Annotated in this window: 13 protein-coding genes; 5 read left to right on the forward strand and 8 right to left on the reverse strand. The window is 68.8% G+C overall.

Annotated elements, in window-relative coordinates; all coding sequences use genetic code 11:
• The first annotated feature begins 41 nt into the window (after nt 1–41).
• Both FDZ84_RS33235 and FDZ84_RS33240 read left to right on the forward strand, forming a co-directional pair.
• A complete protein-coding gene (locus FDZ84_RS33235) occupies nt 42–1,217 on the forward strand; it encodes an acyl-CoA dehydrogenase (protein WP_168589077.1) in 1,176 nt (391 codons plus the stop codon).
• A 147-nt stretch (nt 1,218–1,364) separates the two neighbouring features.
• Nucleotides 1,365–1,577, forward strand: a complete 213-nt coding sequence (locus tag FDZ84_RS33240; protein ID WP_168589078.1) for a hypothetical protein — start codon at nt 1,365–1,367, stop codon at nt 1,575–1,577.
• Between the two features lie 56 nt (nt 1,578–1,633).
• Here FDZ84_RS33240 and FDZ84_RS33245 read toward each other — a convergent pair whose 3' ends face one another.
• The 3 genes from FDZ84_RS33245 to FDZ84_RS33255 all read right to left on the reverse strand — a co-directional run bounded on the left by FDZ84_RS33245 (nt 1,634) and on the right by FDZ84_RS33255 (nt 4,487).
• Nucleotides 1,634–2,200 (reverse strand): N-acetyltransferase, encoded by a 567-nt coding sequence (locus FDZ84_RS33245; RefSeq protein WP_168589079.1) that lies wholly within the window; start codon nt 2,198–2,200, stop codon nt 1,634–1,636.
• On the reverse strand, nt 2,190–3,668 hold the full coding sequence (locus FDZ84_RS33250; RefSeq protein WP_168589080.1) for an APC family permease: 1,479 nt from the start codon (nt 3,666–3,668) through the stop codon (nt 2,190–2,192). The genes FDZ84_RS33245 and FDZ84_RS33250 overlap by 11 nt, the downstream gene beginning before the upstream one ends.
• Nucleotides 3,669–3,788: 120 nt before the next feature.
• Nucleotides 3,789–4,487 (reverse strand): GPP34 family phosphoprotein, encoded by a 699-nt coding sequence (locus FDZ84_RS33255; RefSeq protein ID WP_246868608.1) that lies wholly within the window; start codon nt 4,485–4,487, stop codon nt 3,789–3,791.
• A gap of 304 nt (nt 4,488–4,791) precedes the next feature.
• On the opposite strand from FDZ84_RS33255, the gene FDZ84_RS33260 reads away from it, so the two are divergent.
• Nucleotides 4,792–6,669 (forward strand): ABC transporter ATP-binding protein, encoded by a 1,878-nt coding sequence (locus tag FDZ84_RS33260; protein ID WP_168589081.1) that lies wholly within the window; start codon nt 4,792–4,794, stop codon nt 6,667–6,669.
• 1 nt (nt 6,670) lies between these two features.
• On the opposite strand, the gene FDZ84_RS33265 is transcribed toward FDZ84_RS33260, so the two are convergent.
• Both FDZ84_RS33265 and FDZ84_RS33270 read right to left on the reverse strand, forming a co-directional pair.
• A complete protein-coding gene (locus tag FDZ84_RS33265) occupies nt 6,671–7,162 on the reverse strand; it encodes a MarR family winged helix-turn-helix transcriptional regulator (protein WP_168589082.1) in 492 nt (163 codons plus the stop codon).
• A 95-nt stretch (nt 7,163–7,257) separates the two neighbouring features.
• Nucleotides 7,258–8,247, reverse strand: a complete 990-nt coding sequence (locus FDZ84_RS33270) for a PHP domain-containing protein (RefSeq protein ID WP_168589083.1) — start codon at nt 8,245–8,247, stop codon at nt 7,258–7,260.
• A gap of 131 nt (nt 8,248–8,378) precedes the next feature.
• Here FDZ84_RS33270 and FDZ84_RS33275 point away from each other — a divergent pair, with 131 nt between their 5' ends.
• Entirely contained in the window at nt 8,379–9,446 is a 1,068-nt protein-coding gene (locus FDZ84_RS33275) for a tartrate dehydrogenase (RefSeq protein WP_168589084.1), read from the forward strand.
• Nucleotides 9,447–9,775: 329 nt separating this feature from the next.
• On the opposite strand, the gene FDZ84_RS33280 is transcribed toward FDZ84_RS33275, so the two are convergent.
• The 3 genes from FDZ84_RS33280 to FDZ84_RS38270 are packed head-to-tail and all read right to left on the reverse strand — an operon-like array spanning nt 9,776 to nt 11,651.
• Nucleotides 9,776–10,552, reverse strand: a complete 777-nt coding sequence (locus FDZ84_RS33280; protein WP_168589085.1) for a DUF2398 family protein — start codon at nt 10,550–10,552, stop codon at nt 9,776–9,778.
• Between the two features lie 54 nt (nt 10,553–10,606).
• A complete protein-coding gene (locus FDZ84_RS38265) occupies nt 10,607–11,194 on the reverse strand; it encodes a hypothetical protein (protein ID WP_210435274.1) in 588 nt (195 codons plus the stop codon).
• A 37-nt stretch (nt 11,195–11,231) separates the two neighbouring features.
• The gene (locus tag FDZ84_RS38270; protein ID WP_210435275.1) at nt 11,232–11,651 is read right to left on the reverse strand and encodes a hypothetical protein; all 420 of its coding nucleotides are present in this window, start codon (nt 11,649–11,651) and stop codon (nt 11,232–11,234) included.
• A gap of 32 nt (nt 11,652–11,683) precedes the next feature.
• On the opposite strand from FDZ84_RS38270, the gene FDZ84_RS33290 reads away from it, so the two are divergent.
• The gene (locus tag FDZ84_RS33290; RefSeq protein ID WP_168589086.1) at nt 11,684–12,439 is read left to right on the forward strand and encodes an ABC transporter permease; all 756 of its coding nucleotides are present in this window, start codon (nt 11,684–11,686) and stop codon (nt 12,437–12,439) included.
• Nucleotides 12,440–12,880 lie beyond the last annotated feature (441 nt).

Here is a 12,880-nt window from a genome sequence, read left to right on the forward strand (position 1 = left end):
CACACTGATCATCGAGATCAGTGATTTTTGAGGAGCCGAGCATGGGGACCGACGAGCGGGTGAATCTCCTCGAGCGGGCGGCGGCACTGCGGCCGCTACTGGAACAACACCGCGCCGAGGGCGAGCAGGAACGCAGGCTCGCCGACCAGTCGATCGCCGCGCTCGACGAGGCCGGCCTGTTCCGCGCGTGGGTGCCGCGCCGGTTCGGCGGCCTGGAAACCGGCCTGCGCACCGTCATGGACGCCACCGCCGAGGTAACCCGGGGCGACGCCGCGGCGGGCTGGCTGGTGCTGATCCTCGGCTGCGGCGACTGGCTCACCGGCCTGTTCCCCGACCAGGCCCAAGAAGAGGTATTCGGCACCGACCCGGACACCAAGGTGTGCCAGGTGCTCGCGCCGAAGGCCGCAGCCCGGCGCGTCGACGGCGGCTGGGAGGTCAGCGGCAACTGGGCGCCGGCGTCCGGCTGCCTGCACTCCGGCTGGGCCATGCTTGGCATGACGTTACCGGAGCACGATGAGCCGGCGGGTGCCGCGTTCGGCCTGATCCCGATGAACGAGCTGCGTGTCAAAGACACCTGGTTCACCCTCGGCATGCGCGGGACCGGCAGCAACCTGCTGATCGGCGAGAACTTGTTCGTCCCCGACCACCGCGTGCTGCGCCGGGAACCGGCGACGCGAGGCGTGTTCCCGCGCGAGCTCAACGATTCCCCACGCTACCGCACCGCCCTGGTCCCAACGCTGGCCACCTTCCTGATCGCCCCGCTGCTCGGCATGGCCGAGGAAGCGCTCGCGCACGTGCTTTCCCAGGCCGACCACAAGGGCATCGCGTTCACCAGCTACAAACGCCAGCGCGATTCGACCGCGTTCCAGCTGGCCGTGGCGGAGGCGTCGACAAAGATCGATGTCGCGCGGCTGATCGCGCACCGGTCGGCGGCCGTGGTGGACGGCCACGCGCTGTCCGGAACCCATCCGGACTACCTGGAGCGCGCCCGGCTGCGGCAGCACTCCAGCCACGCGGTGCGGCAGTGCCGCGAGGCCGTCGACGACCTCGTCTCCGCCTACGGCGCGGCGGCGCTGTCCGAATCGGACCCGCTGCACGCCATCCTGCGCGACATCCAGACCGCCAGCCGGCACGCGCTCGCGCACCCGGCCAGCAGCGCCGAGCTTTTCGGCCGCGCGCTGCTTGGCGTCGAACCCAACATCACCGAGATGATCTGACAATCGACTCCCCGCCAGACCACACGATTCAGTGACAGCCGGAACCGAGTTCCGCGCGCCGCTGTCGAAGGAGTGTCGTCGCCGATCGAGGCGCCGATCACGGCAGTGTTGGTCGAGGCAGTACTTGGTCGAGCGAAGGAGATTCGCGTGGCAGAGATCCGGGTCCGGCTGCGCGGTGGGCCGGAGGACGGTCACGAGGTCGCCGTTTCCGCGGACGAGGCAGGGAAACCGGTCCCGCGCATCACGTTGCCCGCGCGGGCTCGCAACGCCCAGGCCGTACCGCCGCTGCTGATCTACGAGCGCGGCCGGAAGCGACCGGACGGGACCTGGGAATTCGACTACGTCGGCGCGGAGACCTGACCGTCGCGGCCGCGACGAGGGGGTTCGACTGCCCGTCGACAACGGCGCGATATTGATCACTGGGCGGGGCGCCACATCGGGTAGAGGTGGGGGCCTTCGTCGGGGAGGGTTATCGGGGCGCCGAGGGGTTCGAAGCCCAGGCGGAGGTAGAGGTTTCGGCTTCGGGGGCTGCTGGCCTCCAGGTAGGATGGCACGCCGTCTGCGTCCAATCGCCGGAGGGTTTCGCCGAGTTCTCGGGAGCCGACGCCGGTGCCCTGCACCGCGGGATCGACACCGATCAGGGCCAGGTACTCGTGGGGTTCGCGCGGGTGGCGTTCCGCACTCAGCGCACCGAACTCCCGGAACCGGTGCGCGCGGCGTCCCGCCAGCTCCAACAGGCGTTGGACGCCTGCTTCGTCGAGCATGTCCGGCGGTCCAGTGCGCGCCGAAAGCCAGACCTGGACCGCGAGATCGTCCTCGCCGGTGATCACTCGACCGGCCGTTTCGGTGTGCGCTAACACCATCGCGAACCACTCGCGGTACACGTGGTGCCGGTGCTCCTGGTCGGGTACCAGCCACTGGGCGAAGGCGTCGTCGCCGAAGGCCCGCAGCAGCGTGCGCACCCGCGCGTCCTCAGTGGACATCGGCCGGCTCCTCGTCGATCTGGACCATGGTGGCGCGGGCGCCCATCCCGATCCGCGCGTACGCCCGCGGTCGGGCCCGCTTCAGCACCGCGCCCCAGATCGCGCCGAGCACGAGCACGACCAGGAAGCCCAGCGGCAGAATCCAGGCCGCCGGGTCGCCGTCGTCCACGCCGAGCACAGTGCCGAACGACGCCACCGTCAGGAACAGCACCACCGCGAGTACCAGTGCGGCGAGTGCCGGTGCGACGGTGGTCCGCCACCTGCCGTGCCCGTGGTCGCGCTCGCGGATGAAGTAGCCGACCACCGCAACCGAGGTGAGCAGGACCAGCGTCAGCACGCCGAGCGCGCCGAGCGACGCTCCCCAGAAGAACAGGTAGGTGATCGGGTCCAAGCCGGTGATCGCCACCAGCGCCACCACGACCATCGCGATCGTGGTGGTGGTCACCGAGCCCGCCGCCGGGGCCGAGGTGCGCGAGCTGGTCGTCCCCCACCAGTGCAGGCCGACGCCTTCCCTGCCCAGCGCGAAGAAGTACCGGGCGCAGACGTGGTGGAACGACAGCGTCCCGGCGAACAGGCTCGTCACGTACAGCGCCGAGCCGATGGTCACCACCGCATCCGGCAGCCGCTCCCCGGCGAGCACGAAAAGCAGTTCCGTGGAGTGGGTTCCGGCCTGCGAAACGATGTTGCCCGGGCCGGTGGCCACCGTCATCGCCCAGGTCGACAGCGAGTACAAGCCGCCGATGATCACCAGCGAGATGTAGGTCGCGTAGATCACCGTGCGCGGGCTCTTCGCCTCCTCGGCCAGTACCGTGGAGTTCTCGAACCCGATGAACCCGGTGAAGGCGATCACCAGGATTACCCCGGCCGCGCTGGTGATCAGCTGGTCGGGGTTGAGCGTGTCCAGCACGACTCCGCTTTCCGACGGCGCTGACACGAACGCCGCGTCGAAGATCAGGATGATCGCTACCTCGGCGAGCAGCAGCACGCCCAGCACGCGCCCGTTGACGTCGATGCGCAGCACGCCGAGCAGCGCGATCACCGCCAGGCCGATGGCGGCGAGCAGCCACCACGACACCGAGACGCCGCTGACCTGCCGCACGAAGCCGGACGCACCGACCCCGAAACCTCCGGCCAGGCTGGTCAGGATCATCAGGTAGGAGACCAGCGCGACCCCACCGGCCGCGGTCCCGGTCACCCTGCCCAGCCCCTTGGCGACGTAGGCGTAGAACGCGCCCGCGTTCGCCACGTGCTGGGACATCGTTACGTAGCCGATCGCGAACAGCCCGAGGACCAGCGCGATCGCCAGGTAGCCCAGCGGAATCCCGGTCACCCCGGAGACCGCGAACCCGCTGACCGCGCCGCCGCCGACCACCGTTTCCGGCGCCGCGGCTGCGACGGTGAAGAACACGATCGACGTCACGCCCAAGCGGGCGCGAGCCAGGGCGGCGGACACTTTGGACGGGGGCAACAGCTCGCTCCTAACGGGATAATCGGTTCTCTTTGCGTGGCGGTGCGAATTCCGCGCTTGGCGCCTCCCGGCGTCACGGTGCCGTGGAACGGGCGCGACCTCCCGGTTCGGCCACGTCGCTCAGTGCCTCGGGGTGATCGCGGCCTGCCCGCGGGCGGCACCGACCTCGTTGATCAGGCTGCGCAGCGCTCCCGGGATGCGCGGCTCCCAGGACTCCATCCGGTACTCGCCCTGCCGCGCGATGTGCTTGGGGAGCCGGATCTGGCGCAGCACCCCGGTTTCCCGCAGCAGCAGCGCCAGGGAGATCTCGGCGATCCGGGAAGGGACGGTGATCATGCCGCTGCCGCCGGCGGTTTCGACGCTGGTGAACAGCGCCTCCAGGTCCGCTTCCGGCTTGCTGGCGCCGTCCTCGGCGAACTGCCACGCCGCGGCAGTGCCGCCGCGCCAGCCGCCCGACACCGGCACCTCCCGCAGCACGTCGATGATGGTCAGCCGGGCGCGCACCTTCTCCGTGGCGGTCTGGCCCAGGTACTCCAGCCAGGTCCGCATGTCGTGGCCCGACTCCTGGCGGACCTCCCGCAGAATCGTCCAGGACAGGAAATCCGGGCAGCGTCCCTTGCCGCTGGGCCGGACGCTGGGGGTCACCGCGATCTCCTCTTCCAGGATCAGCTCCGCCAGCAGCGCGCCGGCGCAGCCCAGCGCCACCAGCGCGCCGTCGACCCTGGCGGAGAGGCGCTGCTCACCGGTGTGCGCGGCGAGGAAGAACCGGTCTGCCACGCGCAGCGGGATGCGTGCGGGCTCCTGCCCGGAAACCGTCAACGGCCACCCCCGGCCGAAGTGCCGATCAACACGCGGTCGCTCCCGTCCGACGCTGCGCCATGCCCTGCCAGTCAGCCCCCGAGTTCGGACCGTGTCCGAATCAGCGCACAGAGTAACGTACATGAAACGTTGTTCAAGACCACCGTCCGGAGCGGCACCGGTCCGAGTCGGCCCGTGGCCGAATACTTGCGGCAACAGAACGTCCGGGCGGGAATCGAAGCTCGTCCCGCAGCGTTGACTTCGACTTAGCTTGAAGTTTGAGGATGGTGCCCGACCCCGAACCCGGTTGAAGGAGACTGTGACCATGACGATGAGCTGGGAGACGATGCGCTCCTTCGCCAGCGACGGTTCCGTGACCAGGAAACGCCTCTCCCCCGGCCTGGCCCGGCGCATCCTGCGCTACGCCAAGCCCTACACCCGCGACATCGTCCCCTTCCTGGCGCTGGTGGCGTTCGCGGCGGTACTCGGCATCGTCAACCCGCTGCTGTTCAAGGCGATCATCGACGACGGGATCGTGCCGCAGAACATGTCTTTGGTCGTCTGGCTGGCGGTGGCGGTGGCGGGCGTCGCGCTCCTCGAAGCCGCGGCGTCGCTGCTGCAGCGCTGGTACTCCGCGCGGCTCGGCGAGGGGCTGATCTACGACCTGCGCTCGGAGGTGTTCGACCACGTGCAGCGGATGCCGGTGGCGTTCTTCGTGCGGGCGCAGACCGGCGCGCTGGTCAGCAGGCTCAACAACGACGTCATCGGCGCGCAGCGTGCGCTGACCAGCACCCTGTCGTCGGTGGTGTCCAACGTGCTGAGCCTGGTGCTGGTGCTGGCCACCATGTTCACCCTGTCCTGGCAGATCACCCTGATCGCGCTTGCGCTGCTGCCGCTGTTCCTGCTGCCGGTGCGGTGGATCGGGCGGCGGCTGCAACGGGTCACCCGGGAGCAGATGAAGGTGGACGCCGAGATGAGCTCGCTGATGACCGAACGCTTCGGCGTCGCCGGGGCGATGCTGGCCAAGCTCTACGGCCGCGCCGACGAGGAGTCCGAGCGGTTCTCCCGGCGGGCGGCGCGGGTGCGCGACATGGGTGTGGTGTCGGCGATGTACAGCCGGGTGTTCTTCGTCGCGCTGACGCTGCTGGCGGCGCTGGCCACGGCGGTGGTCTACGGGCTCGGCGGTGGGCTGGTGCTGGCTGGGGCGTTCCAGCTCGGGACCCTGGTGGCGTTGGCGACCCTGCTCAGCCGCCTGTACGGGCCGCTGACCGCGCTGTCCAACGTGCACGTCGACATCATGACGGCGCTGGTCAGCTTCGACCGGGTCTTCGAGGTGCTGGACCTGCGTCCGATGATCCAGGAGAAGCCGGACACGAAGCCGCTGCCGGCCGGGGCGTCCGATGTCGAGTTCGACGCGGTCTCGTTCCGCTACCCGGCCGCCAGCGAGGTTTCGCTGGCGTCGCTGGAATCGGTGGCGCGGCCGGACAACGCGCCCGCGCACGACGTGCTGCACGACATCTCGTTCCACGCCGCGCCGGGCCAGACGATCGCGCTGGTCGGCCACTCCGGCGCCGGTAAGACGACCATCACCAACCTGGCCGGGCGGCTCTACGACGTCGATTCCGGCGCGGTGCGCATCGGCGGCGTGGACGTCCGCGACACGTCGCTGGCCTCGCTGTACGCGACGGTCGGCGTGGTCACCCAGGACGCGCACCTGTTCCACGACTCGATCCGCGCCAACCTCGCCTTCGCCCGGCCCGACGCCACCGACGAGGAGCTGGTCGAGGCGCTGCGGACGGCGCAGCTGGGGCACCTCATCTCGTCGCTGCCGGGCGGGCTGGACACCGTCGTCGGCGACCGCGGCTACCGGCTCTCCGGTGGGGAGAAGCAGCGGCTGGCGATCGCCCGGTTGCTGCTGAAGGCGCCGCCGATCGTCGTGCTCGACGAGGCGACCGCGCACCTGGACTCGGAATCCGAAGCGGCCGTGCAGAAGGCGCTGAAGACGGCGCTCTCCGGGCGGACGGCGCTGGTCATCGCGCACCGGCTGGCCACGATCCGCGAGGCGGACCGGATCCTGGTGGTCTCCGAGGGACGCATCGCCGAGGAGGGCACGCACACCGAACTGCTGGCTCGCGGCGGCCTCTACACCGAGCTCTACCGCACCCAGTTCGCGCAGCAGGACGACGCCGACGAAGCCGCTTGAGTCAGCCCTTCTGCGGCGGGGCGGTAGTCAGGCCGCCTTCGGGGTCCAGGTGGGCGAGCACGGCGGCGCAGAGCTCGTCGAGCTGGCGCACCTGGGCCTCCGAGAGGCCGTCGAAGATCAGGTCGCGCACCTTGTCCACGTGACCGGGGGCCGAGGCGACGAGCTTCTCGTAGCCGGCTTCGGTGAGCTCCGCGACGTTGCCGCGGCCGTCGCCGCACGCGCGGTGGCGGCGCACCCACCCCTGCTGCTCCAGCCGGGCGACCACGTGCGACACCCGGGACGGCGAGGCGTTGGACCGGGCCGCGAGATCGCTCATCCGCAGCGCGCGTTCGGGGTCCTCGCTGAGCATCGCCAGCACCCAGTAGCCGAAGTGGGTCAACCCGGCGTCCCGCTGCAGCTGGGCGTCCAGCGCGGCCGGAACGACGGTCATCAGGGCGGCGAACTTCCGCCAGGCGCACTGCTGGGTGTCGGTCAGCCATCGCGGTTCGGTCACCCGAACAGCATACGCCGAGAGTATTTGAGCATTCAAATACCATGCTTGACCAGCACCGCCTGCCGGGAGGATGTTAGCCGCCGCGGCCCGCACCCTCACCGCCGGTCCAGCAGCTCTTCCGCGGTCCGGGTGTTGATCACTCGATCGGCGGGGATCCCACACTCCTCGGCCCGCGCGCACCCGTAGGACAGCCAGTCCAGCTGGCCGGGTGCGTGCGCGTCGGAATCGATGCTGAACAGGCAGCCGGTGTCGCGGGCCAGCCGGATCAGCTCCCGCGGCGGGTCGAGCCGGTCCGGGCGCGAGTTGATCTCGACCGCGACGCCGCTGTCCCGGCAGGCCTCGAACACCTCCACGGCGTCGAACGTGGACTGGGGCCGCTTCTTGTCGCCGATCAGGCGCCCGGTGCAGTGCCCCAGCACGTCGACATGCGCGTTGGCCACCGCCGCGCACATCCGCCGCGTCATCGCCTGCGCCGCCATCCGCAGTTCGGAGTGGACACTGGCCACCACGAGATCCAGCTCCGCGAGCAGATCCTCGTCCTGGTCCAGCGTGCCGTCGGAGAGGATGTCGACCTCGATGCCGGTGAGGATGCGCAACGGCGCTAGGCGCTCGTTCAGCTCGGCGACCACGGCCAACTGCTGGCGCAGCCGCCCGGCGGACAGGCCGCGGGCCACGGTCAGCCGGGGCGAGTGGTCGGTGAGCACCATCCACTCGTGCCCGAGGGCCCGGGCGGTGGTGGCCATCTCGGCTATCGGGCTGCCGCCGTCGGACCAGTCGGAATGCGTGTGGCAGTCGCCGCGCAGCGCCTCGCGCAGCCGCCGCCCTTGCTCCGGAACGTCCACTTCGGACCGCAGGCGCGCCAGGTACTCCGGTGTCTCGCCGCGGTGCGCGGCCTCGATCACGGCGGCGGTGGTCCGGCCGATGCCCTCCAGCGCGGTCAGGCGGCCGGACGCCACCCGTTCGTCCAGGTCCGGGAGGTCGTCGACGATCGCGGCGGCGCGGCGGAACGCCCGCACCCGGTAGGTCGGCGCACCCTCGCGCTCCAGCCAGAACGCGATTTCGCGCAGTGCCCGTGTCGCATCCACGCCGTCCTTGGTAGCCGCTGCCCGGTCGTCGCGCCACCGGCGATTCTCCCCGGGGGCTTGGCCGCGGCCGGGTGCGCGGCGTTAGATGGCGGCTAGAAAACCGTTTTTCTCGACGAGGCGCGAGGTGCAGAGTGCAGCAGTACGAACTGGCGGTGCTGCCCGGCGACGGGATCGGCAACGAGGTCATGCCGGAAGCGTTGCGGGTGCTCGACGTGATCGGCGCGAAGTACGGCGTGCGGTTCGACTACCGGCATTTCGACTGGAGTTGCGAGACCTACCAAAGCACCGGGCGGATGATGCCCGCCGACGGGCTGGACCGGCTGCGCGACCACGACTCGATCCTGCTCGGCGCGGTCGGCTGGCCCGGCGTGCCCGACCACATCTCGCTGTGGGGGCTGCTGCTTCCGATCCGGCGCGAGTTCGACCAGTACGTCAACCTGCGGCCGGTGCGGCTGCTGCCAGGCGTGACCCCGCCGGTCCGCGACAAGCAGCCCGGTGACATCGACTTCTGGGTGGTCCGGGAGAACACCGAGGGCGAATACTCGCAGCTCGGCGGCCGGCAGGGCGAGGGCACGCCGAACGAGATGGTGCTGCAGACCGCCGCGTTCACCCGGCGCGGCACCGACCGCATCATGCGCTACGCCTTCGAGCTGGCCCGCAAGCTCGGCAAGCCGCACGTCACCTCGGCGACCAAGTCCAACGGCATCTACTACTCGATGCCGTACTGGGACGAGCGGTTCGCGGCCATTTCCGCCGAATACCCGGAGATCACCGTCGACCAGGACCACATCGACATCCTGTGCGCCCGGTTCGTGATGTCGCCGGAACGCTTCGACGTGGTGGTCGCCAGCAACCTGTTCGGCGACATCCTGTCCGACCTGGGGCCCGGCGTGACCGGCACGATCGGGGTGGCGCCGTCGGGCAACATAAACCCTGAGCGCACCTATCCATCGACGTTCGAGCCGGTGCACGGCTCGGCGCCGGACATCGCGGGCCGGGGCATCGCCAACCCGATCGGCCAGATCTGGTCGGCGGCGATGATGCTGGACCACCTCGGCTTGCCAGCGGCGGGGGCGGACGTGGTCCGAGCCATCGAGCAGGTCCTGACCGATGCCTCGGCGCCGCGCACCCCGGACCTCGGCGGCAAGGCGACCACCGAGGACCTCGGCAAGGCCATCGCCACCGCAGTGCAGGGCTGAGGAAGACCGCCTCCGCCTCCCCGGCTGGGGTTCCGGTCCGCCGCGGGTACCCGGCGAGGTCGACCTCCGGCGGCGGCCGGAACTCGCCGGCGTTTGGGTGGTCAAGGTCATCAAGGTGGACTTGCCGGACTCGTTGGCGCCTGCCAGCTGCAGCCTCCCGTCGGCGAACCACGCCTCGGCGCGGTCGAACTCCCATAGGTTGACCACGCCGACTCGCAGAGGCTGCCAACGCCGCCGTCCTGGCATTGGCAATCCACCGTGCTCGGCTTGCTCACGCCAACGCAGCGCAGCATCGGCATGCTCTTCTGTTGCAGCGTCATCTGTCTGGGTCATCGGTTATCGTCCATCTCAAATGTGATCATCGGTTCAGGGGCCGACTCGCCAAGGTCGGCAGCGAGGACGGGCTGGAAGCTGACCCGCGGATTGCGGTATCGCGCAGCAATGGGTTGGACGATCCACTCACGACTAGGGTTGATGCGCACGAGGCCGACGCTTTGCAGGATCGGCTCAACTGCGGCTCGCAACCGGCTCACTCCACCACGCAGCTCGTCGGTCAGCGCCTCGGCGTACCGGGCGGCGACGTCCGCGATGCGTTCGTCAACAACGGCCGATGCCACCGCGACCCGACCTACGGCATCAGGCGGTGGGCCGGCAGCAATCACGGCGTCCAGGATGTTCAGCGCGAACCATGACGAGCGCCTGCTTCCAGGAAAGGCCACAACAAGTCCCGCCGGACTGTCCTCCGGCAGCCGTAGCAGCATGCCCTCAGCCCTGATCTCCACTGTGCCACCGGTCATCTCCGTCACAGCGGTAACCAGCGAAGAGCGTTGCGCGCGAGCGTAGTCGGCATCCTCGGGATGCAGGTCGCCGTACAGCAACACGGTGTCTTCCAATAGGCGACGCAGCATGCGTTGCCGGCGCGTCGCTATCCGAACCTCCTCAACGTCTCCACTGTCGGCGATGAACACATGATGCACGGTGTGCGGATCGATGAACTGCAGCAACGCATCGGGATTGATGTCGAAACCGCCGCCGATCCCTTTCCCGTCGTCCTCCCACGGCGCAGCAACGCGGCATCGGAGGTACGGCGGATCAACACACCACACCGGACCATATGGTCGACCGCCTTCATGGTCGCCGCAGTGTCGCACTGCCCGCCCTCAGTTTTCGTCGAAGTACGCTTCTGCGGCCCAACGGATCTGTGCCAATCGTTTTGAAACTGCACTGTGGTTGGCGTACCCGAGTATGTCGGCGATCTCGGTCTTCTTTGTGACGCCGCTGTTGAGCAGCACGACGATCTGCCGGTTCCGGGCGTCCAACAGCGCAAGGAAGTCGTTGGCGACGAGGTTGCCCAGTACTTCGCTCTCTGGTCCTTGGACTGGTGTGGTGTCGGTCAGCTCGACGAACGTCACCTTGACCTTGCGTCGTTTTCCGTGCAGTTTGCGTTCGAAGTCTTCCCGCGAGTACGACCAGTGGCTGGAGAAGTCGTCTTCGATCCGATGGGACCGGACCGCATCCAGAATGCCGCGAAGGCGACCAGTCCTGTCTGCGGCTTCAACGGTCTCGACAAGAGCATCGTGGGCTTCGTCCTCGCCGAACCACACGGGCCCGCCATCCCGTGGGTTACCAGCCATGGCCCCAGCGAGCATTCCGCCGTCCTCCAGAGTGACTGGCCTGGGAGTCCTGCCCTTGTCGACTTCGGAAAAGTCCTGCACCCGATCTTGGATGGTGTCAGTGACGGCAGGCACCCAGAAGTCCAGGTTATGGGACAGTAGCCGAATCGGGTCATCGGCCGATGAACGCCTTCATCTTCGAACCCGACACGAGGCGGGGCCACACGGTCCATGCCCAAGCGCGGGCAAGCCGGGTATCGAAGTCCGGCGGCAGAAAGTCATCGATGCCAGCCCAGTCAGCCAGAAACGGCCATTGGCCACCACGTAGCACCGGGGGTCCGAACATGTGCAAGACACGCCTGGGCAGGAGGTGAAACAGCGGAGAGTATTCGAAGTATCTTGTCCGTGTTCTTGGCACGAACACCACGTTGACGTCGCCGAGGTCGGCGATCTTCGCCATCGACTCCGACAGGTCGTCCGAGTCGAAAAACCGACGTCGGAACTGAGCCGCCTCCCACAGCATGTTCCACTGCGCGACCGCAACGTGCCCGTGGATTCGGCAAGGTGGAGCGCCGCTGTCTTCACGAGGCATGTTCGGCAGCATGGGTTCAGTAAGGTCGGTGTATGCCGATAACCGCTGGTTCGGGCGCAATTCCGGTCACACCGGTGCTGGCTGGCGTCATTATCGTGCTGCTCGTCGCGGCGGCCGGTGTCGTTGCGCTGGGTGCTCTGGGCCGGTGGCAGGCGGTGCTCGGGGCAGGTTCGCGCGGAGCGCTGCAGCTGGTGATCGTGTCCCTGGTGATCGCTCACATTGTGAACTCGGTCGTGCTCGTCATGGCGTTCCTGATCATGATGTTCGGTATCGCGACACGCACTGCCGGGCGGCGGATCACGCTCGACCGCACCTGGTGGTGGGCGGGTTTGCCCATCGCTGTGGGGGTTGTGCCGGTCGTGGCTGTTCTGCTCGTCACGGGTGTGGTTCCGGCGACAGGGCTGGTCCTGATTCCGCTGGTGGGTCAGCTCATCGGTGGTGCGCTGACGGCGACCACGCTTGCCGGCCGCAGGTTACTGGAGGAGTTGTCACAGCGTCGGGGTGAGGTGGAGGCCGCGCTGTCGCTGGGCTTGACGGACAGCCAGTCGAGGCTGGAGATCGCGCAGCCGGTCGCCGGGGGTGCCCTGGTTCCCGCGCTCGATCAGACGCGGACGGTGGGCACCGTGACCCTGCCGGGCGCTTTCGTGGGCATGTTGCTCGGGGGCGCAAGCCCGGTCGAGGCGGGGGTGGTACAGCTGTTCGTCCTCATCTCATTGCTGGCGGTGGAGGCCGTCGCGATCGTCGTCACGCTGTACATGGTGGCGTTGGGCCGGCTGACCCGGACTTGAACCGGCAACGCCCCGGCCCGCGACTGGTGCACTGCTTTCGCGGGCGTGGAGTGCCGTACGAATGGTGCGGCGCCAGCGGCGTTCATGAGGCAAAAAACAGCAGTGCCGTACCCCGGTGGGCCGCATTCGCCAGGCGAAGCGGCGCCACCGGAAGGTGATCATTGCTGGATGCGCGGCAGTGCGTGACGTTTGCTCAGCGAGCTGGCCGTGGCTCCGCCGGCTCTCCAACCCCGCAGCGACAGCAGCGGAGCGAGCACCGCGTCGCGGCGCACGATGAAATGCGCCAATGTGCGGAAACGTCCCACGGTCAGACGCTTGGTCGGATCAGCGGGGATGGGTGCCATCCGAGAAAGAACAGGTTCACGCTCGGGTCGAGCCTCACGTCTGAGTCAGCGTCCAGACTGGGGTGGCTGGGATAGCCATCACCCCGGCGCGGAGCAC

It is taken from the genome of Saccharopolyspora sp. ASAGF58, assembly GCF_012277335.1.
GTDB classification, from domain to species: domain Bacteria; phylum Actinomycetota; class Actinomycetes; order Mycobacteriales; family Pseudonocardiaceae; genus Saccharopolyspora; species Saccharopolyspora hattusasensis.

Bases quoted from the DNA above. Each gene is read 5' to 3' on its own strand.
- FDZ84_RS33235 (WP_168589077.1), top strand. From the start codon at position 42: ATGGGGACCGACGAGCGGGTGAATCTCCTCGAGCGGGCGGCGGCACTG.
- FDZ84_RS33245 (WP_168589079.1), bottom strand. From the start codon at position 2,200: ATGTCCACTGAGGACGCGCGGGTGCGCACGCTGCTGCGGGCCTTCGGC.
- FDZ84_RS33260 (WP_168589081.1), top strand. From the start codon at position 4,792: ATGACGATGAGCTGGGAGACGATGCGCTCCTTCGCCAGCGACGGTTCC.
- FDZ84_RS38270 (WP_210435275.1), bottom strand. From the start codon at position 11,651: ATGCCTCGTGAAGACAGCGGCGCTCCACCTTGCCGAATCCACGGGCAC.
- FDZ84_RS33290 (WP_168589086.1), top strand. From the start codon at position 11,684: ATGCCGATAACCGCTGGTTCGGGCGCAATTCCGGTCACACCGGTGCTG.